The sequence below is a fragment of the uncultured Veillonella sp. genome (assembly GCF_963534045.1).
Taxonomy (GTDB): domain Bacteria; phylum Bacillota; class Negativicutes; order Veillonellales; family Veillonellaceae; genus Veillonella.
On the sequence record NZ_CAUSQT010000025.1, the window covers coordinates 1 to 26197 of the forward strand.

At 39.1% G+C, this 26197-nt stretch carries 22 protein-coding genes; 21 read left to right on the top strand and 1 reads right to left on the bottom strand.

All coding sequences use genetic code 11. The features are described 5' to 3' along the window. Window positions 1-25: 25 nt before the first annotated feature. Complete coding sequence (locus RYP29_RS05595) at window positions 26-1369, bottom strand: threonine/serine exporter family protein (protein ID WP_311532601.1); 1344 nt, start codon at window positions 1367-1369, stop codon at window positions 26-28. Between the two features lie 216 nt (window positions 1370-1585). On the opposite strand from RYP29_RS05595, the gene RYP29_RS05600 reads away from it, so the two are divergent. From RYP29_RS05600 to RYP29_RS05700, 21 genes are all read left to right on the top strand, one after another. Beyond that, window positions 1586-2560, top strand: coding sequence for a biotin--[acetyl-CoA-carboxylase] ligase (locus tag RYP29_RS05600; RefSeq protein ID WP_301834052.1), 975 nt, complete (start codon window positions 1586-1588; stop codon window positions 2558-2560). A 9-nt stretch (window positions 2561-2569) separates the two neighbouring features. Then, the gene (locus tag RYP29_RS05605) at window positions 2570-3337 is read left to right on the top strand and encodes a type III pantothenate kinase (protein WP_301834054.1); all 768 of its coding nucleotides are present in this window, start codon (window positions 2570-2572) and stop codon (window positions 3335-3337) included. A 91-nt stretch (window positions 3338-3428) separates the two neighbouring features. Continuing rightward, on the top strand, window positions 3429-4421 hold the full coding sequence (gene dusB, locus RYP29_RS05610) for a tRNA dihydrouridine synthase DusB (RefSeq protein WP_311532602.1): 993 nt from the start codon (window positions 3429-3431) through the stop codon (window positions 4419-4421). Between the two features lie 112 nt (window positions 4422-4533). Further along, entirely contained in the window at window positions 4534-5007 is a 474-nt protein-coding gene (gene greA, locus RYP29_RS05615) for a transcription elongation factor GreA (RefSeq protein ID WP_005376612.1), read from the top strand. A 27-nt stretch (window positions 5008-5034) separates the two neighbouring features. Continuing rightward, entirely contained in the window at window positions 5035-6549 is a 1515-nt protein-coding gene (lysS, locus tag RYP29_RS05620) for a lysine--tRNA ligase (RefSeq protein ID WP_311532603.1), read from the top strand. A 398-nt stretch (window positions 6550-6947) separates the two neighbouring features. After that, window positions 6948-9122 (top strand): ornithine decarboxylase SpeF, encoded by a 2175-nt coding sequence (gene speF / locus RYP29_RS05625; protein ID WP_311532604.1) that lies wholly within the window; start codon window positions 6948-6950, stop codon window positions 9120-9122. A 63-nt stretch (window positions 9123-9185) separates the two neighbouring features. Further along, on the top strand, window positions 9186-10505 hold the full coding sequence (potE, locus tag RYP29_RS05630; RefSeq protein ID WP_005376526.1) for a putrescine-ornithine antiporter: 1320 nt from the start codon (window positions 9186-9188) through the stop codon (window positions 10503-10505). 167 nt (window positions 10506-10672) lie between these two features. After that, window positions 10673-11626, top strand: coding sequence for a cation diffusion facilitator family transporter (locus RYP29_RS05635; protein WP_311532605.1), 954 nt, complete (start codon window positions 10673-10675; stop codon window positions 11624-11626). 72 nt (window positions 11627-11698) lie between these two features. Beyond that, on the top strand, window positions 11699-12979 hold the full coding sequence (gene serS, locus RYP29_RS05640; RefSeq protein WP_311532606.1) for a serine--tRNA ligase: 1281 nt from the start codon (window positions 11699-11701) through the stop codon (window positions 12977-12979). A gap of 9 nt (window positions 12980-12988) precedes the next feature. Next, complete coding sequence (fsa, locus tag RYP29_RS05645; protein ID WP_009661456.1) at window positions 12989-13633, top strand: fructose-6-phosphate aldolase; 645 nt, start codon at window positions 12989-12991, stop codon at window positions 13631-13633. A gap of 33 nt (window positions 13634-13666) precedes the next feature. Next, on the top strand, window positions 13667-14629 hold the full coding sequence (glpX, locus tag RYP29_RS05650; protein WP_005376616.1) for a class II fructose-bisphosphatase: 963 nt from the start codon (window positions 13667-13669) through the stop codon (window positions 14627-14629). Between the two features lie 182 nt (window positions 14630-14811). Beyond that, window positions 14812-16077, top strand: coding sequence for a UDP-N-acetylglucosamine 1-carboxyvinyltransferase (murA, locus tag RYP29_RS05655; RefSeq protein WP_105084460.1), 1266 nt, complete (start codon window positions 14812-14814; stop codon window positions 16075-16077). 49 nt (window positions 16078-16126) lie between these two features. After that, window positions 16127-17356, top strand: a complete 1230-nt coding sequence (locus RYP29_RS05660; RefSeq protein WP_311532612.1) for a rod shape-determining protein — start codon at window positions 16127-16129, stop codon at window positions 17354-17356. 200 nt (window positions 17357-17556) lie between these two features. Continuing rightward, window positions 17557-18897: a phosphodiester glycosidase family protein gene (locus tag RYP29_RS05665; RefSeq protein WP_311532613.1), complete on the top strand. Its 1341-nt coding sequence runs from the start codon at window positions 17557-17559 to the stop codon at window positions 18895-18897. An 85-nt stretch (window positions 18898-18982) separates the two neighbouring features. Beyond that, complete coding sequence (locus RYP29_RS05670) at window positions 18983-19267, top strand: biotin/lipoyl-containing protein (RefSeq protein WP_005376637.1); 285 nt, start codon at window positions 18983-18985, stop codon at window positions 19265-19267. Window positions 19268-19278: 11 nt separating this feature from the next. After that, window positions 19279-21306 carry a SpoIVB peptidase S55 domain-containing protein gene (locus RYP29_RS05675; RefSeq protein ID WP_311532607.1) on the top strand — a complete coding sequence of 676 codons (2028 nt, stop codon included), beginning with the start codon at window positions 19279-19281 and terminating at the stop codon, window positions 21304-21306. A 36-nt stretch (window positions 21307-21342) separates the two neighbouring features. Beyond that, complete coding sequence (locus RYP29_RS05680; RefSeq protein WP_311532608.1) at window positions 21343-22104, top strand: ABC transporter permease; 762 nt, start codon at window positions 21343-21345, stop codon at window positions 22102-22104. A 24-nt stretch (window positions 22105-22128) separates the two neighbouring features. Then, window positions 22129-22887, top strand: coding sequence for an ABC transporter ATP-binding protein (locus tag RYP29_RS05685; protein ID WP_005381795.1), 759 nt, complete (start codon window positions 22129-22131; stop codon window positions 22885-22887). Beyond that, on the top strand, window positions 22887-24146 hold the full coding sequence (locus tag RYP29_RS05690) for an MlaD family protein (protein ID WP_311532609.1): 1260 nt from the start codon (window positions 22887-22889) through the stop codon (window positions 24144-24146). The genes RYP29_RS05685 and RYP29_RS05690 overlap by 1 nt, the downstream gene beginning before the upstream one ends. Before the next feature lie 26 nt (window positions 24147-24172). Next, window positions 24173-25663, top strand: a complete 1491-nt coding sequence (locus RYP29_RS05695) for a TolC family protein (protein WP_311532610.1) — start codon at window positions 24173-24175, stop codon at window positions 25661-25663. Window positions 25664-25852: 189 nt separating this feature from the next. Then, window positions 25853-26197, top strand: a 345-nt coding sequence (locus tag RYP29_RS05700; protein WP_311532611.1) for a hypothetical protein, incomplete at its 3' end; no start/stop codon positions are given.

The window sequence follows — 26197 nt, forward strand, 5'->3', positions numbered from 1 at the left end:
GTTGTATATATAGTTGTTTTCCTTGCTATTGTCCATCGCTAGCATGTCTCGTAGCCATCAACTCTTGTGTACGTTGATTTTTGCGATTTTGAAGGTACCGTTGGGCTAGTACATTTGGCACAGCTACGCCGACTGCGATGCCCACAATAGATAGAATACCAGTAGTTCCGTTTTGTGCCATGTACAGTAAACCTGATTCATTCAGTGAGTTTATGTGTAATATATCAAATAGAAAACGATAGAGTAAAATACCTGGCATCAGTGCAATGGCTGAAGGTACGACTAGCACGGGGCCAGATGTTCGTAGCCATGTGGAAAGTTTGACAAAGATGACGCTCATAACGGCTGCACCAATGAATGTAGCACCAGGTAAAGCAAATCCATATTCTAACAGCATCAAGTTACGAATTGCTACGCAAACGACACCGCCTAGCCCTATAAAGGGTAATAGACGAGCTGGTGAGTTAAATAGTACAGCAAATGATGCGGCGGAAACAAAGGAGCCAATAATTTGTGCTATAGAGAAAATGTGAGGCTTAATATCTACAAAGTTAAAGGCAGGCAATGGACTGAAATAAAGAGCCATCGCCATGCCGAGTGTCATGCTGCCTACGATAAGTAATGTTCGGATGGCTCGTGTAATACCGGATAAAATGTGGTTATTAATTGTATCGATGACAGAGTTGATAAGTGGTACACCTGGAATCATAAAGAGGGTACAACAAACGAGTACGTAAACAAGTGATCCTAGTTCAATAAATGTATAGAAACCATAGGCAATAAACATGGCCGTAAAGGCACAGATAGCATTGCCTAAATATTCATTAAATCCAAGGCGCTGAGATACGACCCTCATAAAATAGCCACATAATGAACAGATGAATGTTACGACTAATGCAATAATATCCGCACTGTATAAGTAAGCTAAACCAGCAGATCCTAATGCGCAAGCAATACCTTTTGCCCAGATTGGATAGACGGGAATCGTTTGTTGTAGTTTTCCAACTAATCGTTCATAGGTAGTTAAAGAATAATGGCGCTCAAAAGCTCGCCATGTTAGTTTTGATACGGCATTGATCATAGCCATATTAGGTACGTGAATCGGTGTTTTTCTGAATACTGTTATAGAACGTTCTTCATGAAATATATTAATCATAATCGTTGTATAACTAATATGGATATTCAAATAATTGTGTGGAATTCCCATAAATGTAGCGGCTTGTTGGATTTCGGATACCATTCGTACCGTGTCAGCACCACATTCCATCAGGAGCTTGGCAATATTTAATAATACATCCAATTTTCGATGAATATGGATAAAGGGGGTCTCCAGGACCTCATTTTTTTCTTCTAATGTAAATTGTTTCATTGATACTCCTTAATTTCATCATCCTTTACTCATTATACTATTAATGATCTCTAATATCATTCATTAATCTATTTGTCTACCTAATGGGGTATAAAAAATCTAGATTCTTTGCATTTTATTGAATGATTATTTATTAAATTGATAAATAACACTTGCTTTTTCAAGGGGCCACTTGTACAATCGAATTGTAAACCGACATGAGAAAGGGGCCTTATTATGCGTGATGAAGTACTAGAATTCTTAAGACAGAATCAAGGTGGCTTTGTTTCAGGTCAAGATATGTCTGAAGCATGTCATGTATCACGGACTGCCATTTGGAAGCATATAAAAGCACTAAGACAAAAGGGCTATAAAATTGAGTCCTATACAAAGCGTGGTTATCGTTTGTTGGAGGAACCGGATTTGTTAAGCCCATTAGCAATGAAACAAATATTGAATACCGATGTTTTTGGTAAACGATATGTATATATGGATACAACTGAATCAACGAATTTAGAAGCTCGTAGATTGGCGCAACAAGGCGCTGAGGAAGGCACCGTAGTTGTTACAGAGGAGCAGGCTGCTGGTAGAGGACGCTTGTCCCGCGGTTGGTATTCTCCATTTGGAAAAGGCTTGTGGTTTAGCCTTATTCTCCGTCCTGATTTTCCACCTGCGGAGGCTCCTAAATGTACATTGATGGCTGCTGTGGCACTCACTAAGGCGTTTCACAAAATGGGGCTTACAGATGCGGGGATAAAATGGCCAAATGATATTTTGGTAAATGGTCGCAAGCTTGTTGGTATATTGACGGAAATGTCTGGGTCGATGGAGGAAATTTCCTATATTGTTATGGGCATAGGCGTTAATGTTAAGACGAAACAAGAAGAATTACCAGAAGAAATAAAACAAATTGCTACATCTCTATTGATGGAAGGCGTTGATATTGAACGGACAGAAGCTTTCAAAATCATCTTAGAAGAATTAGAACACCAATATTACGATGTTTTAGATAGTGGATTTGAGGATACCCTAAATGAATGGCGTAAATTGAGCGTTACTTTAAATCAAGAAATTGAGGTTAGAGCTCCAGGAAATACCTATGAAGGTGTGGCTACTGATATCGATGACGATGGAAATTTATTGGTAAAAACGACCAATGGAGAAATTAAACGAATTGTTGCTGGCGATGTTTCTATACGTCCACGAAAATAGGAGGAATGCATGTTATTAGTAATTGATGTGGGAAACACGAATATTGTTCTTGGTGTTTACGATAAGAAAAATTTAGTGGGACACTGGAGAATTTCTACAGATCGTGTACGTACTACGGACGAATATGGCATGTTGATGATGAATTTGTTTTTTCATGATCGCAAGGTTAATGCAAAGGATATTAAGGCTATCATTATTTCCTCTGTAGTGCCGCCATTGATGCCAACATTAGAACGTGTATGCTTGCGTTATTTTAATGTTAATCCTCTCATTGTAGGCCCAGGGACAAAAACAGGTATTGCTATTAAATATGATAATCCTCGCGAGGTAGGTGCTGACCGTATTGTCAATGCAGTAGCGGCTAATGCTGTATATAAGGGACCGTTGATTATCATTGATTTTGGTACTGCTACAACCTATTGCGCAGTCCTTGGCAATGGTGATTATATTGGTGGGGTTATTACGCCAGGTGTAACGATTTCAGCAGAGGCTCTATTCCAACGAGCTGCTAAATTGCCACGTATTGAGGTAAAGGACCCGGGTCAAGTTATTAATCGTAATACCGTATCATCTATGCAATCTGGTATGTTCTATGGTTATGTAGGGCAAGTAGAGGGCCTAGTGGCACGTATGAAAGCTGAAATGGGTGGCGATGTAACCGTGGTGGCAACAGGTGGTTTGGCACAGCTCATCAGTAGTGCTACCGATTGTATCGACCATGTAGAGCCAATGCTTACATTGGAAGGTCTCCGCCTCATTTACGAACGAAATAAATAATGGTACTATAATAGAGTTGGTTGTAATTATAGTATGAATGTATAACAACAGGTACGGCTTAGGCTGTACCTGTTTTATTAGGTGAATTATAATGAAAGAAACATGGGCCATTGGGAATGTATCCCTTCATGGCAAGGCTATTTTAGCTCCTATGGCAGGGGTAAGTGATATAGCATATCGACTGTTAGCCAAAGAACATGGCGCATCCATGGTTTGTACCGAAATGGTCAGTGCCATGGGTATCAAATATAAAAATGAGCGCACTCATGAGTTATTGCGTATGGAAGATGTCGAGCATCCTGTGTCGATGCAAATTTTTGGCTCCAATCCAGAAGCAATAGCTTTGGGCGCGAAGGTGGTAGCAGATGCCGGTGCAGATATTGTGGATATTAACATGGGATGCCCTGTTAAAAAGGTCGTCTCCAGCGGTGACGGCTCGGCGTTGATGAAAACACCTGACTTAGCGGCTCGCGTAGCAGAAGCGGCAGTAAAAGCTGTTGACGTGCCGGTGACGGTAAAAATGCGTATTGGTTGGGACGATGATCATATCAATGTGGTCGATTTTGCCAAACGTATTGAAAGTACCGGTGTTGCCGCTGTTGCTGTTCACGGACGTACACGGGAACAGATGTATATGGGGCGAGCTAATTGGTCTTATATAAAAGCGGTCAAAGATTCCTTATCCATTCCCGTAATAGGTAATGGTGATGTATGGACGCCTGAAGATGCTCTTCGTATGATGCAAGAAACCGGGTGTGATGCGGTCATGATTGGCCGTGGTGCACAAGGTAACCCATGGATTTTTGAGCGCACTAATCACTATTTAACTACAGGTGAATTAAGTCCAGAACCCACTTATTTAGAGCGATTAGATATGCTGCTCAAACATTTTGAACTACTCTGTCAGTATAAAGGGGATTCTTTAGGAGTAAGAGAAATCCGAACACATGCTGGGTGGTATATGAAGGAGATGCCTGAAGCAGCTTATTGGCGTAATCGTGTCAATACAATTCACACTGTTGAAAGCTTTAAAACTGAGCTTTCAACATATAGAGCCGTTTTGGAAAACTGGGGCTCACATTGACAAATACTGGGGTTCTTAGTATAATTGATTAAAAATTAAAGATGAAAGATAAGGTGTCATCGTACTGTGACACTTTTTCTATTATTTATATGTAGAAAGACTAGGAGAATTTATGGCAGACGTAAAAGAAACATTACTTACAGCCGAAGGTTTGAAAAAACTTGAGGATGAATTAGCATATTATAAATCTGTGCGCCGTATTGAGGTGTCACAACGTATTAAAACAGCTATTGAATATGGGGATATCAGCGAAAACTCTGAATACGATGATGCTAAAAATGAACAAGCTTTCATCGAAGGTTATATTTCTGAGTTAGAAAATAAAATTAATACAGCTAAAATTATTGATGAATCCACAAAAGGTGATGTTGTATCCGTAGGTAGTAAAGTTACCGTGTTAGATACAATGTACAATGATGAATTGGAATATGTTATTGTTGGTTCTTCTGAAGCAGATCCATTCAACAATCGTATTTCCAATGAATCACCTGTAGGTAAAGCTATTTTAGGTAAACGTAAGGGCGATGAAGTAGAGGTATCCACACCAGATGGTCCTGTTACTTTCAAAGTGTTAGCAATTCAATAATTTTTATTTCAAAAAAGAGGCGATAACATGAGTGAAGAAATTAAAAATGTACAAGAAGAATTAAATGATCAAATGCAAATTCGCCGCGACAAATTGGCTGAATATGAAGCTGATGGTATCTATCCATTTGGTCAACGATTTGTCGTTAAAGATCATGCAAAAGATATTAAAGATGACTTCTTGAACTATGAAGACCAACCTACTGTCATTGCAGGCCGTTTGATGACGATGCGTTCCCATGGTAAAACTGCGTTTGCTAATATTCGCGATTTAACTGGCGATATCCAAGTATATTTCCGTAAGGATGTATTGGGCGAAGATAATTACAAATATGTAAAAATGCTTGATATTGGCGATATTGTTGGTATTGAAGGTCATGTATTTAGAACCCACAGCGGTGAAGTTACAATTAAAGTTAATAAATTGACTTTGTTATCCAAAGCATTGCGTCCATTACCTGAAAAATGGCACGGCTTAAAGGATACTGAGCTTCGCTACCGTCAACGTTATGTAGATTTAATCGTAAACCCAGAAGTACGCGATACATTTATTAAACGTTCTAAAATCGTTGCGAAGATTCGCGAATACATGATGAACGATGGTTTTATGGAAGTGGAAACACCTATGATGCATCCAATTCCAGGCGGTGCAGCTGCTCGACCATTCATTACTCATCACAATGCGCTTGATATCGATATCTACATGCGTATTGCTCCTGAATTATACTTAAAACGCTTAATCGTTGGCGGTATGGAACGCGTATTCGAAATGAACCGTTGTTTCCGTAATGAAGGCATCGATAATCGCCATAATCCAGAATTCACAACTATCGAATCCTACCAAGCATATGGTGATGTAGAAGATGCAATTCGTTTAACAGAAAATCTTGTATCCTATTGTGCTCAAGAAGTTCTAGGTACACAAGAAATTACATACCAAGGTACTGAAATCAATTTAACTCCACCTTGGAACCGCATCACAATGGCAGAAGGTGTAAAAAAATACACTGGCGAAGACTTTGATGCAGTAACTACTGTAGAAGAAGCGCGTGCTATTGCAGATCGTTTGAATGTAGAATACACAGATAATGATGGTATTGGTAAAATCTTGAATGCTTGCTTCGAAGATTATGTAGAAGAAAACTTGATTCAACCAACTATCGTATATGGTCATCCAAAAGAAATTTCTCCACTTGCCAAAGCAAGTCGTGAAAACCCATTGGCTACAGAACGTTTTGAAGCGTTCATCTATGGCCGCGAATTGGCAAATGGCTTCTCTGAATTGAATGACCCAATTGACCAAAAACAACGTTTCTTGGATCAATTGAAAGAACGTGAAGCTGGTGATGATGAAGCTCACCGTATGGATGAAGACTTCGTTAATGCTCTTGAATATGGTTTACCACCAACAGCAGGTTTGGGCGTTGGTATCGACCGTCTTGTTATGTTCTTGACAGACTCTGCATCTATTCGTGATGTATTGTTGTTCCCATTAATGAAACCTGAAATATCTCAAGTTCAAGAAGAAGAAATAACTGAATAATTTTTAAATTAAAGGCTGTAATAGAATGCGGTGAAACTGTGTTCTATTACAGCCTTTTTTTGTGTACCAGTAAGTAGATATACATGAAGTGTTGGGTATAAATCACTTTATATATTAATAATGGTTATCAACATATGAAAAAGTTTATACAACTATATTCTATAATTTAACGTAATATTCATTTTGCATAAAACTCATAATTAAGACGATTACATGTATAATGGGTATAATTAACCGCTATAAATTAAATTGTATAAATGTTAGAATATACATATAGATAAAGAATACACCTAACTAAATGAGATAGCTATCAATTACTAAAGGGGTATACATCTTATATTTATGTATATGATTCACATTTATTTAAATTACATTTGTCATTGTAGGAGGATCATATTATGAAACACATGAAGGTTGCATTTTCTCATAAGGCACAATATTACTTTGGACCTTTAGACGGCCATGAAAGTGTAGATTTAAGTCAAACCGATTTTACTGATATAGGAGCCATCGTTATTAGTGAAAATGATACAGCTATCTTAGATAATGAAACTGTAAAATCTTTTGGCATCCCTGTATTCTTAGTTGTTTTTGATAATTCTGTTGATATTGATCAATTCATGGGGAAAGTGGAACGTGTAATTGATGGTTCTAGTACAAACTTCGACTTATATAAACGTCAAATCGAAGCTGCTGCTGACAAATATGAAGAATCTATGTTGCCTCCATTCTTTAGAGCGTTGGCTGATTATGTAGAAGAAGGTAACTCTCAATTTGATTGTCCAGGTCACCAAGGTGGTCAATTCTATTGTAAACATCCAGCTGGTCGCGCATTCTATGATTTCTACGGTGAAAACGTATTCCGCTCTGACCTTTGTAATGCGGACGTTGCGTTAGGCGACCTTTTAATCCATGAAGGCCCAGCATGCGCAGCTCAACAACATGCAGCGCAAGTATATAATGCAGATAAAACTTATTTCGTATTAAATGGTACATCTTCATCCAATAAGGTTGTATTGAATGCTCTATTAACACCTGGCGATATCGTTTTATATGACCGTAACAACCATAAATCCATTTGCCATGGTGCTCTTGTTATGGCTGGTGCAACACCTGTATACCTTGAAACAGCACGTAATCCATTCGGTTCCATCGGCGGTATTTTGGAACATTGCTTTGACGAAAAATACATTCGTGATTTGATTGCTGAAAAGGATCCAGAAAAAGCAAAAGCTGAACGTCCTATTCGCTTGGCTGTTATCCAATTAGGTACATACGATGGTACTATTTACAATGCTCGTCAAGTTGTTGATAAAATCGGTCACCTTTGCGATTACATCTTCTTTGACTCCGCATGGGTTGGTTACGAACAATTTATCCCTATGATGAAAGATTGCAGTCCATTACTTTTAGAATTAGGTCCTAATGACCCAGGCGTATTGGTAACTCAATCCGTTCATAAACAACAAGCTGGTTTCTCTCAAACATCTCAAATCCACAAAAAAGATAAGCACGTTAAAGGTCAAGATCGTTATGTAAACCATAAACGTCTTAACAATGCATTTATGATGCATGCGTCTACATCTCCATTCTATCCATTATTTGCAGCACTTGACGTAAATGCTAAGATGCATGAAGGCGAAGCTGGTAAAAAACTTTGGATTGACTGTGTAGAAACAGTTATTGATGCTCGTAAATCTGTATTGAAACATTGTAAATACCTTCGTCCATTAGTACCTCCTGTTGTACATGGTAAAAAATGGGAAGATGGGGATACAAAAGCAATGGCTCAAGATGTGGAATACTTCGCATTCGAACCTAATGCTAAATGGCATTCCTTCAAAGGTTATGGTAAAGGCCAATACTTTATCGATCCTTGCAAATTCCAATTGATTACACCTGGTATCAATGTAGAAACTGGTGAATACGAAGATTTCGGTATTCCTGCCAATATTCTTGCAAACTACTTGCGCGAAAATGGTATCATTCCTGAAAAATGTGACTTGAACACAATTCTATTCTTGATGACACCAGCAGAATCCAAAACTAAGATGGATGATTTGGTTGCACAATTGATTCGTTTTGAAGAATTAATTGAAGCCGATGCGCCTATGCAAGATGTTTTACCATCGATTTACTATGCTAATATCGATAAGTATAAAGGCTATCATATCCGTCAATTATGCCAAGAAATGCATGATTTCTACAAAGATAGACAAGTTAGTACATTACAAGAACGCTTGTTCTTACATGACTACTTCCCAGAATATGTATTGAATCCTCAAGAAGCGAACTTTGAATTCCAACGTGGTAAAGGCGAACTTGTACCATTAGATGAAGCTGAAGGCCGCATTGCTCTTGAAGGTGCTCTTCCTTATCCTCCTGGAGTATTGTGTGTACAACCTGGTGAACGTTGGTCCAAGACTGCTTGTGATTACTTCTTAGCATTGCAAGAAGGCATCAACAAGTTACCTGGCTTTGCTCCTGAAATTCAAGGCGTATACATTACACCACAACCAGATGGAACTAAAAAAGCATATGGCTATGTATTGAAAAAAGAATTTGAAAAATAACACTATTGTGTGCCGTCAGAGTTTCTCTGACGGCGTCACAATCAATAAAAAGGTGGTAAAACTATGAGTACAGGCAAAAATAAAATGTCCGTATTGCAGCTGACAATTTTAACAGCTGTCAATATGATGGGCTCCGGTATTATCATGTTGCCAACAAAGTTGGCGCAGGTAGGTGCTCTTTCAATCGTATCTTGGTTGATCACAGCCGTAGGCTCCATGTGTTTGGCATACGCATTTGCTAAATGTGGTATGTATGGACGCAAGGGGGGCGGCATGGGTGGTTATGCTGAATATTCCTTCGGTAAAGCGGGGAACTTTATGGCAAACTATACCTATGGTGTATCTCTTTTGATTGCTAATATTGCGATTGCCATTTCCGCTGTAGGCTATGCAGCAACTTTTGCTGATGCAACATTAACACCATTAATGACTGGTATTTATACAATTTTCACATTATGGCTTGCAACAGTATTGAACTTTGGTGGTGCTAGTATTACCGGTCGTGTATCTAGCTTTACCGTATGGGGCGTTATCGCACCAGTACTTGTAATTAGTACTGTAGGCTGGGCATATTTCTCCGCAGATATGTATGTGGCAAACTGGAATGTCAACAACATGCCATTTGGTGAAGCTGCTACAAACTCCATCGCCATGACATTATGGGCTTTCCTTGGTCTAGAATCTGCATGTGCTAACGCTGATGCTGTAGATAATCCAGAAAAGAATGTACCAAAAGCCGTTCTTGGTGGCACATTAGGCGCTGCTGCTATTTATATCATTTCCACTAACATGATGTTTGGTATCGTACCAGCTAGCGAACTTGTTAATAGTAATGCACCATTCGGTTTAGCATTTGCTTCCATGTTCAATGGTACAGTTGGTAAGATTGTAATGGGCCTTATGGTTATGTCTTGCTTCGGTTCCTTGCTTGGTTGGCAGTTCACGATTGCGAACGTATTTAAAGGCGCCGCTGACGAAGGTTACTTCCCTAAATTGTTCAGTAAAATTACATCTAAAGATGCTCCAGTAGTTGGTATGGTAACAATTACTATCTTGCAATCTCTAATGAGTTTGATGACAATCAGTCCTTCCTTAAGCGAACAATTCGAAACATTGGTTAACTTGGCCGTTGTAACGAATATTATTCCTTATCTATTATCCATGGGTGCCGTTATCGTATTGATGAAAGCTGCAAAACGTGCTGGTAGTGAACTTAAAGGTACGACATTCATTGCCTTTATCGGTTCCTTATATAGCTTATATGCACTATATGCGTCCGGTTTTGAAGCTATGACATACGGTTCTATTGTAACCTTTGCAGGTTGGACATTATACGGTTTCGTATCTGATCGCTTTGATTTAGAACATAATATTGGTAAATAGTATAATTAAACTATTGTTATAAGAACTTTAGCGATACTATCTCCTTTGAATAGCCCTCTGCTATTAGAAGTATAGAATTCTGATAGCAGAGGGCTTTTTCTGTGTGATTTTAAAAATACTCAATATTAGGGTATAATAAAATAATATAGGTATAAAAGGGGGTAATTATGGATATATTAGCTGCAAGGCGTTCCATAGAACAACGATTATTAAAGCAATCCGTTGCATTAATGTCGTTGGTGGCCGTTAGTGGTACTATTATGGGTGTAATTACTGGTTCTAGTGCCGTATTATTAGATGGTATATTTTCATTCATCGATGTAATCATTAAGATTATGATGCTTATGACGGCCAAATTGGTAGCGCGCGAAACAAGTAAACGGTTCCAGTTTGGATATTGGCAATTTGAGCCTCTTGTGCTCGTCGTTGAAGGATTCTTCATTCTATTGATCGTATTATACGCATTGATTAGTGGTATAGGGGATTTATTAAATGGAGGTCGCCATGTTGATTTCGGTATAGCTATTTACTATGCTATTTTCTTTACTATAGCCGATACAGCATATTATTTTTATGTACATCGCATTAATAAAAGCTTACAATCGAATCTAATCAAGTTTGATAATGTAAGTTGGTCCGTCGATGCATGGCTTGAGGCGGCTATCCTTATTAGTTTTGTAGTTGCTATTTTTTTAGAGAATACATCGTATAATTATTTGGCTGTCTATATTGACCCTATTGTTTTAATTGTATTATCATTGCAAATGATTCCATCGGTTATTAAGATCCTTGTGCCTTCTACGAAACAGATATTAGGCTGGGCACCTTCGTCTTTACATGATGAGGTACAAGAAATCATGGATCGTTTTATGGAAAAATATTCATTTAAGGATTATGTGACGAGTGTACAAGCTTATGGTAACTCGCGCATCATAGAGATTGATATTCTAGTGCCAAAGAAGTTTCCTTATCAAACAATAGCGGAACTCGATCGTATTCGAAATGAAATCGATGAAGAAATCGGTGGTAATCCTACAGAGAAATGGGTCACCATTTCCTTCACTGCGACCCGTAAATGGATGGCTAAGGATTATCTTCTCGATGAAGAAGATGATGAATAATGCTATATTTTATGGTATACTTAAGTGTATTAAAATACTAAATTGTACGACATAATAGAAGAGGCTGATACTATGTTAGATTTGAAATTTGTCCGAGAAAATCTCGAATTAGTAAAACAAAATTTGGATAATCGTCATACAAAGGGTGATCTTGACACATTTGTTGCTGCGTATGATGAACGAAAACAATTGATTCAAAAGGTTGAAGAATTAAAGGCATTACGTAATTCTGTAACAGAAGAAATCAGCCAATTAAAACGCAATAAAGAAAATGCAGATGATAAAATTGCAGAAATGAAACGCGTTGGCGACGAAATTTCTGAGTTAGATGGTCGCATTCGCGAAGTAGAAGAATCTTTGCGCAATGCTGCATTGATGTTGCCAAATATGTGTGACGAATCTGTTCCTGTTGGCGCTGATGAAGACGAAAATGTAGAACAACGCAAATGGGGCGAACCTCGTCAATTTGATTTTGAACCAAAAGCGCATTGGGATATCGGCGAAGACTTAGATATTCTTGATTTTAACCGTGCTGTAAAAATGTCCGGTGCTCGCTTTACCGTATATAAAGGCTTAGGAGCTCGTTTAGAACGTGCTCTTATTAACTTCATGGTTGATCTTCATGTTGATAAGCAAGGCTATACAGAAATGATGACACCATACATGGTGACTCGTGAAACCTTGACAGGTACAGGTCAATTGCCTAAATTTGCTGAAGATATGTACCACGTTGAGGATACAGAATACTTCTTGATTCCTACTGCAGAGGTTACATTGACAAATTATCACAGCGGTGAAATCTTGAGCGAAGACGAATTACCTAAATATTACACTGCGTTTACTGCATGTTTCCGTGCTGAAGCGGGCTCTGCTGGCCGTGATACACGTGGCTTGATTCGTCAACATCAATTTAACAAGGTAGAAATGGTAAAACTTTCAAAACCAGAAGATTCTTGGAATGAATTAGAAAAATTGACAGACAATGCAGAGGAAGTATTGCGCTTATTAGAATTGCCATTCCGTGTTATCACATTGTGTACTGGTGATATCGGCTTTGGTTCTGCTAAAACGTATGACGTAGAAGTGTGGATGCCTGCACAAAATAAATATAGAGAAATTTCCTCTTGTTCCAATATGACGGACTTCCAAGCTCGTCGTGCAAATATTAAATTCCGTCGTGGTCCTAAAGGCAAACCTGAATTCGTTCATACATTAAATGGTTCTGGCCTTGCAGTAGGTCGTACCGTAGCGGCAATTTTGGAAAATAATCAACAACCAGATGGTTCCGTTGTGATTCCTAAGGTGTTGGTTCCATACATGGGCGGCGTAGAAAAAATTACGCCTGCCAAATAAGGAGGTCCCATGAAATTCTTTATTGATACAGCCGAATTTAGTGAAATTAAAGATGCCTACTCTTATGGCTTTATCGACGGGGTAACGACAAACCCATCCCTAATTGTGAAAGCTAAACGCGATTTAAAACAAGTAATCAAGGAAATTGCTGATCTTGTAGAGGGTCCTGTGAGTGCAGAGGTTATTGCTAGTGATGCACCGGGTATGATTGAAGAAGCGCATGAGCTTGTAAAACTCGGCTCTAATGTGGTTGTTAAAATCCCAATGACTCCAGAAGGTTTAAAAGCCGTTGCAGTGCTTTCAAAAGAAGGCATTAAGACAAATGTAACATTGATTTTCTCTGCTAATCAAGCATTATTGGCGGCTCGTGCTGGTGCCACATTTGTGAGCCCTTTTGTAGGCCGTATTGACGATATTAGCATGGATGGATTGACATTAATTCAAGATATTGCAGATATCTTTGCTATTCACGGTATTAATACTGAAATTATCGCTGCTAGCGTACGTACACCATTGCATATTTTACAATGTGCGAAAGCTGGTGCCCATATTGCAACAGTGCCATATAAAGTGTTGTTACAAGCTATGAAACACCCATTGACTGATGCGGGTTTAGAAAAATTCATGGCTGATTGGAAACAAGCTAATCAATAAGTAATATAAACATCTTTTTAAGGAGGCCCTAAAATGGATCGTACTTTATCTTTAGAATTTGCTCGTGTAGTCGAAGCAGCTGCACTTCGTAGTGGTCGTTTGTTAGGTCGTGGTCAAAAAGACGAAGCTGATGGCTTAGCAGTTGATGCAATGCGTCAAGCATTTGACTCTGTCCGTATTTCCGGTACCGTTGTTATCGGTGAAGGCGAAATTGACGAAGCTCCTATGTTGTATATTGGCGAACATGTTGGCGCTGGCGGTCCAGAAGTTGATATTGCAGTAGATCCAATCGAAGGTACAAATTTGATTGCAAAAGGTCAAAATGGTGCTATTGCTGTTATGGCCATTGCTGAAAAGGGGGGCTTGTTACATGCACCTGATATGTACATGGAAAAAATTTGCGTAGGTCCTCGTGGTGCAGGCGCTATTGATATTACAAAATCTTTGACTGAAAATATTCAAAACGTAGCTGCAAAGATGGGCCGTAAGGTTGATGAAATCAACTTGGTAATGCTAGATCGCGAACGTCATTATGGCTTAATGAAAGAAGCTCGTGATTTAGGCGCTCGTATTATGCTTATTTCTGATGGTGATGTTAACCCTGCGATGGAATGTTGTATCGAAGGTTCCGGCGTGCATATGGTAGTCGGCACTGGTGGTGCACCAGAAGGCGTATTAGCCGCAGCAGCACTTAAATGTGCCGGTGGCGATATGCAAGCTCGTTTGAAACCAGGGAACGAAGAAGAAATTCGTCGTTGCCATGAAATGGGTGTTAAAGATGTTAACCAAGTATTGACACTAGATGATTTAGTTCGTACTGATGATGTAATCTTTGCTGCTACAGCGATTACACGCGGTAATTTATTGAATCCTATTCAATACTTCCCAGGCGGTGCTCGTACTCATACTATTGTAATGCGCTCTAAAACAGGTACTGTACGATTCCTAGACACCATTCATAGAGATGAAAAATTAACAACATTGAAAGCTCGTTAATTTCTTTGCTTTCAGTATATAGTCCGTGTAGACCCCTAAGATTAGATTGATAATCTTAGGGGTTTTTACTTGATGAGAAAGCCTAAAAAATAGTATAATAATCGTTAGTATATAACAGTGTGACGAATATGGTTATACATGAATATAACCATTTTAATATAAGAAATGTAGGAGGAATTCTTTTGGAAAAACTCGTTATTAAAGGCGGTAATCAGCTGAATGGTCGCGTGCGCGTTAGTAGTGCGAAAAATGCGGTGTTGCCTATTATTGCAGCTACTTTATTAGCATCAACACCGAGTAAATTATTGGAAATTCCAAATTTGGAGGATGTTGGTACTATCTCCCAAGTTATAGAATCTTTGGGCGTTAAGATTACACGAAACGAAGCTGATGATGAAATTATCTTCGATGCATCTATGTTGACGGCTACCGAAGCTCCTTATGAATTAGTTCGAAAAATGAGAGCATCTTTCCTTGTGATGGGACCATTATTGGCTCGTAAAGGGGAAGCTAAAATTTCCATGCCTGGTGGTTGTGCTATTGGTGCACGTCCTATCGATTTACATTTAAAAGCGTTTGAAGCATTAGGTGCTAAGATTGAAATTACGGAAGATTATGTATATGCACATGCTCCAGAGGGTTTACAAGGCACACAAATTTACTTGGATTTCCCAAGCGTAGGGGCTACCGAAAATGTAATCATGGCTGCTTCTATGGCTAAGGGTAAAACGGTTATTGAAAATGCTGCAGAAGAACCAGAAATCGTTGATTTAGCTACATTCTTAAATGCAATGGGGGCTAATATTCGCGGTGCAGGTACAAATGTAATTCGTATTGAAGGTGTAGAATCCTTACATGGTGCTATCCATACCGTTATTCCAGATCGTATTGAAGCTGGTACATATTTAATTGCTGCAGCTATGGCTGGCGGTGATGTATTCGTAGAAAATGCCTTGCCTGAACATTTAAAACCAGTGGTAGCTAAGTTGAAAGAAGCCGGTGTCACTGTAGAAGAAGATATTGACGGAATTCGAGTTATTAGCACTGGCAAAGGCTTAAAAGCCGTAGATATTAAGACATTACCATATCCTGGATTTCCTACAGATATGCAAGCTCAATTCATGGCATTTACTACCATTGCGGAAGGTACGAGTACAGTAACGGAAACTGTATTTGAAAATCGTTTTATGCATGTTGCAGAATTGCGTAAGATGGGGGCGCATATCGATATTGACAATCGACAAGCTATCGTAGAAGGTATGCAATCCTTACATGGCGCTGCTGTAAATGCAACTGATTTACGCGCTGGGGCGGCTTTAGTTTGTGCAGGCCTAGCTGCAGAAGGTACAACAGAAGTGGGTCGTTTGCATCATATCGATCGCGGTTATGATGATTTAGTGGGTAAATTGAAAAGGTTAGGTGCCGATATTGTTCGGGTTGACGAATAAGAACAAAAGGCCAAAACAGAATAATAAGAAACGAAGCCGGCGTAAACAAGTGCCGGCTTTGCGTCGCAGTCAAGACAATGATGTAAATGCTAAAAAAGAGTCGGTTGTAGAGCGTACTTCGCGAGCTGCTATGGTTAAGGTGACGGAATTACGCCGTAAAGAACGTCGTCAAAAACGGACAAAGCCTATAGCAAAGACCACTCCAGCTATGACATTGAAGCGTATTGTGTCCCCTCAGAATGTAGGAGAGACAGTATTTAAATTTGGTCGTTCCCTTACATTTGATTTGGGTATTGATTTAGGTACGGCTAATGTTTTGATCTATGTTAAGGGCAAGGGCCTTGTGCTAGATGAACCAGCCTGTGTAGCGAAAGATACTCGGACTGGCGATGTATTAGCTGTAGGTGAAAGCGCACGTCGCATGATTGGGCGAACTCCGACGGGAATTGAAGTTATACGACCTGTGCAGGCAGGCGTTATTGCTGATTACGACATGACGGAATTTATGCTAAAGTATTTTATTCGTTCTGTTGTTCCTGCATCGCGTCTTATGAAAACGCGTATCGTTGTTTGTGTTCCATCGGGAATTACTCCTGTTGAAAAACGTGCTATTCTTGAAGCATTATTACGAACTGGTGCTAAGAAGACCGTCCTTATTGAAGAACCTTTAGCGGCGGCTATGGGCACAAATTTAAATGAAGCTGACAAGGTCGGTGCTATGGTCGTAGATATAGGTGGTGGCACTACCGATATTGCCGTTCTTTGCGATACTGGTGTAGTAGTGAGTGAATCGTTGCGTATTGGCGGCGATTCGTTTAATGAGGCTATTATTCAATATGTACGGCGTAAGAAAAAGCTCGTCATTGGTCCTTTAACGGCAGAAGAAATAAAGATATCTGTAGGCACCGTCGATCGGCGTTCTGAAGAGCGAGAGGTAGAAATTCGAGGCCGTGATGCTATTAGCGGTTTGCCTAAGATGGTTACATTACATTCGCTAGAGATACAACGTGCATTAGAGTCTCAAGTTATGAGTATTCTTGAGGCAATCAAGTCTATATTGGAGAAAACGCCACCTGAATTAGTGGCTGCTATATGTGATCATGGTATCATTCTCACTGGTGGTGGGGCTTTGATTAGTGGACTTGATCGTGTTATTTCTCGGTCTGTTGGTATAGCTGCTTATTTAGTCGAATTACCAAGATATGCGGTAATTAAAGGGGTAGCAAAAACATTAGATGAAATGTCATCATTGCGAGATACATTAGAAGACTTACAATAGAATAAAAAAAGCTGAGGTGGGAAACTGCCTCAGCTTTTTGAATTCTTACGAGAAATAGTGTATACTACAAGTAAATAGATTGTATAAAATTAATAATAAAATATAATCTGGTTTAAGTTGTTATATCTAGTTCTGATTTATAAAAGAATACGTTGACATACAAAATTTATAAACTCTATATATTGTAAAGGAGTTCGATGATGATACGCCTTAAAACAGCCGCTATAATGGCATCTATTATGGTAACCACTACTGTTACTGCTTATGCTGGTGATTTGACTGCCGTGCGAGTATCTGATTATGATGGCGCGAGCCGTGTTGTTTTTGATATGACTGAATTACCTTTATCTTGGACTAAGTCATATAATACAAACCAAAATACGGTTACCTTAAACTTAGCCAATACAACGAATAAAATTTCCAATGCCGCAGATCGTACCACACATAAAACTGGTGTGTTAAAGGGTATGTCTTTTCAACCTATCAATGATGGCTTGCAGGTTCGATTAACTGCAAATCAATCGATTAATTATCATGCTTTTACTTTATCAAACCCCAATCGTGTAGTTGTTGATTTGTTTTCGGATTATAGCCAGAAGACAACAAAAAGTGTAGGTGCATCAATTCAGACTGCTAATATAAAAACAGTAGTTAACGAGGGGTTGATTCGTGCTTATGCGATGACAGTTAACAATGATGCACCAATGGTACTAGCAAGTGTGCCAGGTGGAAAACCGTTGTCTTCGATTTCACAGCAACACATTGCCTCTGTCGGTTTATCCGTTCCAGGAAAGAACTTTGACAAACCATATTCTGTTAGTGCTTCTGGAGAGGTGGATTTAAATCGCATTCAATCCGTTGGCGTTCTTCGCTATACGCCGAGTCGAGGATATTTTATAGAAGAGAAGAAACCATTGCTACAGGCTAAGACACCTAAATCCACGTTGGTGATTACAGCTGTAAATAGTCCTCGTAGAAATAATGCTCTTACGTTGTATACATCTAGTTTTGGTAAAAGTACGGAAACAAATGAATTCGGTTATGAAGTGACCGTAAGCAATGGGAAGGTTATTAAGGTAGGGAATGGCAATTCCGCATTAGGGGCTAATCAATTTGTATTGTCTGCTCATGGTGAGGCCATAGCTTCATTAAAACCGTTAAAAGTTGGAACGCCTGTTGTATTGCAACCACGTCAGGAGCTTGCGAAGGTAGAGACTGCTGGTGGTGCTATGGTTGAAGGGGGCACACTGGTTTTACATAATGGTACTTATGTGGGCCCTAAAGATTCTACGAATCGTAGTCGAAGTTTCATCGGCACAACAAAGGATGAAAAGCTCGTTGTAGCTACTGTAGATAAACATAATGCTTCATCTGTAGGTGTTACACTAGAAGAAGGGGCTAAACTATTGACCTCTTTAGGGGCTATCAATGGATTTGAATTATCCAATCAAGGTAGTGTTGATGTAGAGGTTGATGGCCATTATACTCACAAAGGTAATGAAACGCCTAGTGCTTATGAAAAAATACTTATAATCAAGTAATGAGTTGCATACAATTTTGTTTGAAAAAAAGCTAGAGATTTAGTATAATGTCTTTATGTATTCTATTGTAAAAGGAGGGATCGTTATGAAAAAGACATTTTTAGCCTTAGCTGCGTTAACAGCATTAGGTATTACTTCTGTAATGGCGGCCCCTGTATCATACCAAAGTGTATTAACAGGTAAAGTTGCTTCTACTGTTGCTGTTGGCACTTCTGTTACAGAAGGTCAAACATTGGTGACTGTAGAAACATTGGCAGGCCCTATGGCGGCAGCTAAATCCACGGTGAATGGCACTGTGACTGCAGTTGATGTTACAGTAGGTTCGGATATTTCTCGTGATCAAGTCGTTGTCACTGTAGAAAGCAAATAAAGGAGATAGGAATGAAGTTTTCTCATTCTTGGCGTCGGTATAGAAAAACGATACTGGCGCTTTTCTTCTGTAGTGCTCTATCATCGGCACAGGCAGTTGATTTTATGCCTGTTCAAGATGTACAGACTGGTATGGAAGGTATAGCAAAAACAGTAATAGTAGGGGATACGATATCGAATTTTAATGTTAAGGTATTGGGCGTTATGAAGGATAAAGGCCCATCTGGACATTTAATTCTTGCAAAGTTTTCTGGCCCTGTTATGGAACAGACCGGTGGCATTGCGCATGGTATGAGTGGTAGTCCTGTATATATTAATGGGAAACTTGTAGGTGCCGTAGCATATGGTTGGGGCTTTGCTGATGGCACGATTGGCATGATAACGCCTATCGAAGATATGGTGAAATTATGGAATATACCGTATGAAAAGAATTTGACAAATACTTGGTCAGACAAACAATTAATTCCAATGAAAACTCCTTTGATGGCCTATGGATTTGATAGTACATCTATGGAGTATTTTAAATCAAAATTACCACAATACAATTATGAAACCTATGATACAGCTAGTTCTAGTAGTGATGATATTGCTAAGCCGTTAGAGGCTGGTGGATCTGTAGCGGCTTTGTTGGTTGATGGTGATTTAAAACTTGGTGCTATTGGGACCGTTACCTATGTTGATGGCAAACAAATGGTGGCCTTCGGGCATCCGTTCTTGAAACATGGTTCCGCTAATTATTTTATGCATAATGCCAATATTTTTACGGTTGTTAAAAGTTATGAATCTGCCTTTAAGCTAGGTTCTATGGGACGTGAAATCGGTACTGTTACAGAGGACCGTGGCGCAGGTATTGCTGGTGTTTCTGGCACTATTTCTAGTGGGATTCCAGTTCGCTTTCATTTAAAAGATATCGATATGGGCCGTGATAAGCAGTCTAATGTAAAGGTTATTGAAGATAAGGATATGACACCTACATTGGCGGCTACAGCACTGTATAATATGTTGAATAAGACATTAGATCGCAGTGGTGCTGGTACTGCTAAAATTACCTATACGATTACACCACGTAATGGTGAACAAAAATCATTAACGCGAACCAATATGTTTTATAGCTCTGAATCCATTAGTGAAAAAACGGTTGATGAATTTTACAATGTTATCGATGTATTGATGAACAATCGCTTTATTAACTATGAAATTACGGATATCAATGTGGAAACAGAGGTAACACAAGATAAGAAAACGGCAAAACTTGTAGATGCAGCTGCATCATCGACAGTTGTATCTCCTGGGGATACAATCGTAGTTGACGTTACATTGGAACCATATCGTGGGGAAAAAGTCAATAAAGAGGTATTCTTCACAGTACCTAAAGACCAACCTTTAGGTAAATACACCTTAGAGGTTCGTGGTGGTGGCGAAATCCCATTGCCTTATGTATTGGAAAAACAAAAATATAATTTGACTGATGAAGTTCTACGCCGTTTAAAAGTTTACAAAGACTTTAACGATTTGTTTGATGAATTACAAAAGACTGATACGAATAATCAAATTGTTGTAGAAATCTTAGAAGATGGCGTTAGTCTTGTAAATGAAGAAGCTTCTACAAGCTCTGTGAAAAAGGCAAAACTTCAAGGTGTAGAAGATAAACCTAGCCCTGGAGATCTTAAAAAGAAAAAAGGTAGTGAAGACCTTAGCGATGGCAAAGATGATGAAAAGAAAAATGAAAAAACTGCTATCGACACAGAGTATATTGTTCAAGGGGATGGTCAATTTACAATCCAAGTTATGAGTGTTAAAGACCGTGACAAAGCATTAGCGAAACGTGCTAAAGAAGCTAAAGAACAGGTTAAGATGGAACATAAATTGGAATTAGAAGATCAAGGTAATAAAAAAGATTCCAAAGCATCTCAAAATAAAAAAGACAAGTCTGTTAATAAACCATCTAAGGAAAAACCATCCAAGGATAAACCAGCAGGTGATGCACCTTCGAATGAGAAACCATCTAATGATAAACCTTCAAATGATCAAGTAGAGTAAAATTCGAAATATAAGCAAATAGTAAGGGGGGCTGTTGTGAATTGGCTTGAGACGATAGGTCGCAATGTAATGGCCGGCTTATCGAATGTGGGTACTGCCATGCTACTTCTATGGCAGACCATAAAACAATTAAAAATGCTCAATGCATGGCATGTGCTACAACAGATGGCTCATCTTGGCGTAGACTCACTACCGATTATTAGTCTGACACTATTATTTGCAGGTGGTGTAATGACATTACAAATAACAGATGTGTTAATTACCTATGGTGCACAAGGTACGGTAGGCGGACTCATGGCCGTTGCGATGGGACGTGAATTAGGACCTATTCTTGTAGGCGTTGTATTAGCAGGCCGTGTAGGGGCAGCCATTACGGCTGAAATTGGTACGATGAAGGTTACAGAGCAAATCGATGCATTACGCGTTATGGCTGTAAATCCAATCGGTTATCTCGTTGTACCTCGCGTTGTAGCCTGCATGATTATGGTACCAATCCTCGCATTTTATGGCGTTGCCATTGGTATTGCAGGTGGTTATTTTGTAGCTACTGCTATTAAGGGGTTAGCACCAGCCACCTATTTAGATTCGATACAAATGTTTTCAACCATTTCTGATTTTACATTAGGGTTAATTAAGTCTAGTGTTTTTGGTGCTGTCATCGCTCTTGTAGGTTGCTATAAGGGAATGCATACCAAGATGGGGGCCGAAGCTGTTGGTTTCTCCACTACTAGTTCTGTAGTAACAAGTATTATCTTAGTATTTGTATTTAATTATTTTTTATCAACTCTACTCTTTTAATCGATTATCTCGAACGAGGGCTTTATGATTGAATTACGTGATGTGGTTGTAGCCTATGACACGCGTGTAATATTAGATTCTGTTAATCTGACCATTAAAGATGGGGAGACGCTTGTTATTTTGGGTGGTAGTGGTAGTGGTAAAAGTACGCTATTACGCTTGATTATAGGTTTACAACGCCCCACATCAGGCCAAATTATTGTTGATGGTGTAGATATTACTACATTATCTGAAGAAGAATTTAATAAGGTACGTCAAAAGATGGGCATGGTATTTCAATACTCCGCATTATTTGACTCTATGTCAGTGGGGGAGAATGTCGCCTTTGGACTAAGGGAACATACCAATCTGAGTGATGATAAAATTCAACATATTGTTGATGAGCGACTCGGTTGGGTTGGGTTGAGCGGATATGAGTCTTACATGCCTAATGAGTTATCTGGGGGGATGAAGAAAAGGGTTAGTCTTGCTCGGGCTATCGCTCTTGACCCGACGCTCATCTTGTACGATGAACCTTCGTCTGGTCTAGACCCCATTACATCGGGAACGATTAGTATGCTCATCCGAGGTATGCAAGAACGGTTGGGCTGTACATCTATCGTAGTAACTCATGATATGCAATCTGCTTTTTATGTGGCTGACAGAATTGCATTACTGGATAAGGGAAAATTTATAGAAGTATCTAAAACAGAGGATTTTAAAAACTCACCTAATCCTAAAGTACAACAATTTATTCATGGTGAGGCGGAGGCTATCGATATCGGAACAAGGAGAGACAGATAATGAAGTGGACGACGGAAGCTAAAGTAGGGGCTTTCACAATTGTAGGTGTTGTGTTGTTCGTGCTGGGCATCATATTTGTGGGGCGTATAGACGTATTTGCAAAACCTCAGATGACGATTACCGGTGATTTTGCTCAAGTTAATGGGTTGAAAAATGGTAATCAGGTTAAATTTTCTGGTGTCGCAATTGGTACGGTTTCTGATATTGAAATTACACCATCTGGTGTTTTGGTGAAGATGAAAGTCGATGATAAAACTCAAATACCAAGCGATTCAACATTTTCCTTAGGATCTGATGGATTCTTAGGGGATAAATTTATTCAAATTTCACCTGGTAAATCAACCGTATATTTACATGATGGTGATTCCGTTAAAGGTGAAGGGGTCGATGCGATGGATAAAGCCATGCAAAGCGCTCAAAAATTAATGGCTGGTACAGAACAAATGTTGCAATCCATTAATACTATTATTGGCGACCCTAAAACACAAGACGCATTAAAACATTCATTGCAATCTACGGCTGTCATGGCTGACAATGCGGTAGCGGTTACACAAAATATGGCAGATGTGACGGCTCAGCTAAATCAAGCGGCTCAACAATTTAATGCCGATGGTAATGCTGGTAATGACATGCGTGCTATCTTGACGAATATTAAACAAACCACGGATCGTGTTGATCACATGGCGCGTTCCATGGAAGGAACCGTAACGGATCCAAAAGCACAAGAAAATATTAAAGCAACATTGCATAATACGGAGCAAATTTCTGCTCGTGTCAATAAATTGTTAGGTGGCAAACCATATGCATCTGAAACCGTTAATGGTTCCTCGGAGGCTAATGGTTCTGAAAAAAAGTCATCTATTAAAGTAGAACCTTCTGTGGATTTACTTTATAATACAAATCAAGAAGAGGTCCGTATCAATGGTCGTGCTCGCGTTTACACAGATAAAGGCATGGGTGAATTTGGACTTTCTAATATTGGTGATGATACCGATTTTGATTTGAATGGCGGTAAATTTATCGCAAATAAATGGTTAGTACGCGGTGGTATTTTTGAAAGCAAGCTCGGGTTTGGCATTGACTATAATCCACGTGGGTCTTTTGGCGTTTCTGCAGCTATGTATGATTTGAATCATCCTAAATATCGATTGCGTTCTGATATACGCTTACATAATAATACGTACGGTGTTGTGCAAATGACACGCCCATTTGGTTCTTCAAATGGAGGCACCTACTTTGGTATTAAACAAGTCTTTTAAAACACATATCGTGTGGAGGTATACGTATGAATAAGAAGGCCTTTTCTTTAGCCATAATATTATCGATGGCTACAACAGGTGCATTCGCAAGTGACGTTGTTTCTACATCTGTCAATAATGGTGACAAACTCACAAAACTTCAAAAAGAAGCTATTCAATTAACTCAACAACAATTAGCTCAAAAAGCTTCTCAAGATGCACAACAATATGAAGTCGCATTGAACCTAAATGAAGATAGCACAGTTTCTCTTGCACTGGCTAATAACCGCGCTGCAAAACAATCCTTGTGGGATTATCAAGCTGCAAAAGCAACAGTAAGTGCTACAGCAGCAGGAAAAAATCCTAATGTATCCTATACATGGCAAGGTACTCGTAATCACGGTGCCAATACTATGACGGGGAGAACTGTTACTAGTAAGACTGGTCAACATAGCTTCACTATTAAGGCCCCTGTATTTAGCCCTGAGTTAGATGCTAATATTGATAAGTCTCGCTTTGCTCGTGAAGGTAGTGGTGCTGCTTATGAAGAAGCTTTACAACAAGCTAAATATGATGCTATCAATGGATACTACACATTAATTATGTATCGTAACAAGGTAGACGTAGCAAACCAAGCTGTTAAGGATTACCAAGGTCATGTGGATAATGTAAAGGCTCAATATAATGTAGGTCTTGTAGCTAATTCTGATGTATTGGCTGCGGATACTAATTTGGCTGACTCTCAAACAAACCTTGTAAAAGCACAAAATGCAGCGAATTTAGCGGAAGCAAACTTGAATTTGGTGATTGCATACCCAACACAAACGTCTATTACAACAGCAGAACATGATTTGCAATACAAACCATATGCTGTTACATTAGAACAAGCAAAAGCGTATGCTATGCTTCATCGTTCCGCTCTTGTACAATCTGCGATGGCTGTAAAACAAGCTGAAGAGGGTTTAAAAGCTGAGAAAGCTGGCTATTTACCAACAGTAGGTGTCGAAGCTGGCCGTGGCTATGCTGATCCAGATGGCTACTTTGGTACAAGCAGTAAATCTTGGCATATTGGCGCATCCGCTACATGGAGTTTGTGGGATGGGGGCCAAACACAAAATAAAATTAAGATTGCTCAAGATACATTAGAAAAGGCTAAGGAAGCTAATTTAGCAGCTGTTGATAAGGTAAACCTTGCTGTGCAACAAGCATATCTTAACTTGCGTTCTGCAGAACAAACAATTCAAAGTACACAAACGGCAGTAAATCAAGGTCAAGAAAATTTCCGTATTGCAACACTTCGTTACCGCGCTGGTGTAGGCACAAACCTTGATGTGCTCGATGCAGAAACTAAATTGACTGAATCTCGCAATAATTATGTAGATGCTTTATATAATTACAATGTAAGTATTTCTGCTCTTGAACAAGCAACAGGCATTCCTTTGGATACTCCTGTAGGTCAAGGGGCAAGTATTATTGCTAATAGTGGTGCTGTAGAACAATTAGCAGCATTAGCGACAGCTACACCTGCAAAAAAATAATCATAGAGATAATATACACTCTATTTAAAATGACGATTGCTTCGGCGGTCGTCATTTTTTTTATAGTTGAATGAACTGTATTACATTTTGATTTCATAAAATTTATACATCATATACTATTGAAATATCATAGAGTATGGTAATATTGATGTATAAATAAGCGTAATTTTTTTAGGTGTGGGGTTTCCTATGACAAGGAAAAAATGGTGCCTAATTGGTGCAGCAGTTTTAGGATTGGGTGTAGCTGGAATAGCTACTTCCATCAATCCAATTGCAGAGCGATATGTGGCGCCCATGGTACAGGAACAACTACATAATACAGTTAGAGGTACAATTCAGTATGATTCTATGCACATCGCTTGGAATGGGGATGTAGTACTGCAAAATGTATCATTAAGGGATGAAAATGACCATTTGGTAGCGGCCGTTCCGACTATGAAGGTATCAATGAAATGGACATCTGCTCCATCTATTTTGATGGGGAATTCAAGTGGTGCAGCCATCGTTTCTACCATTACTTTAGAAAAACCGGAC

Coding starts and splice junctions, on each gene's coding strand:
- RYP29_RS05635 (WP_311532605.1), top strand. CDS start 10,673: ATGGATATATTAGCTGCAAGGCGTTCCATAGAACAACGATTATTAAAG.
- RYP29_RS05600 (WP_301834052.1), top strand. CDS start 1,586: ATGCGTGATGAAGTACTAGAATTCTTAAGACAGAATCAAGGTGGCTTT.
- RYP29_RS05685 (WP_005381795.1), top strand. CDS start 22,129: ATGATTGAATTACGTGATGTGGTTGTAGCCTATGACACGCGTGTAATA.
- dusB (WP_311532602.1), top strand. CDS start 3,429: ATGAAAGAAACATGGGCCATTGGGAATGTATCCCTTCATGGCAAGGCT.
- RYP29_RS05605 (WP_301834054.1), top strand. CDS start 2,570: ATGTTATTAGTAATTGATGTGGGAAACACGAATATTGTTCTTGGTGTT.
- speF (WP_311532604.1), top strand. CDS start 6,948: ATGAAACACATGAAGGTTGCATTTTCTCATAAGGCACAATATTACTTT.
- RYP29_RS05695 (WP_311532610.1), top strand. CDS start 24,173: ATGAATAAGAAGGCCTTTTCTTTAGCCATAATATTATCGATGGCTACA.
- potE (WP_005376526.1), top strand. CDS start 9,186: ATGAGTACAGGCAAAAATAAAATGTCCGTATTGCAGCTGACAATTTTA.
- RYP29_RS05665 (WP_311532613.1), top strand. CDS start 17,557: ATGATACGCCTTAAAACAGCCGCTATAATGGCATCTATTATGGTAACC.
- lysS (WP_311532603.1), top strand. CDS start 5,035: ATGAGTGAAGAAATTAAAAATGTACAAGAAGAATTAAATGATCAAATG.
- serS (WP_311532606.1), top strand. CDS start 11,699: ATGTTAGATTTGAAATTTGTCCGAGAAAATCTCGAATTAGTAAAACAA.
- glpX (WP_005376616.1), top strand. CDS start 13,667: ATGGATCGTACTTTATCTTTAGAATTTGCTCGTGTAGTCGAAGCAGCT.
- greA (WP_005376612.1), top strand. CDS start 4,534: ATGGCAGACGTAAAAGAAACATTACTTACAGCCGAAGGTTTGAAAAAA.
- RYP29_RS05675 (WP_311532607.1), top strand. CDS start 19,279: ATGAAGTTTTCTCATTCTTGGCGTCGGTATAGAAAAACGATACTGGCG.
- fsa (WP_009661456.1), top strand. CDS start 12,989: ATGAAATTCTTTATTGATACAGCCGAATTTAGTGAAATTAAAGATGCC.
- RYP29_RS05595 (WP_311532601.1), bottom strand. CDS start 1,369: ATGAAACAATTTACATTAGAAGAAAAAAATGAGGTCCTGGAGACCCCC.
- RYP29_RS05690 (WP_311532609.1), top strand. CDS start 22,887: ATGAAGTGGACGACGGAAGCTAAAGTAGGGGCTTTCACAATTGTAGGT.
- RYP29_RS05670 (WP_005376637.1), top strand. CDS start 18,983: ATGAAAAAGACATTTTTAGCCTTAGCTGCGTTAACAGCATTAGGTATT.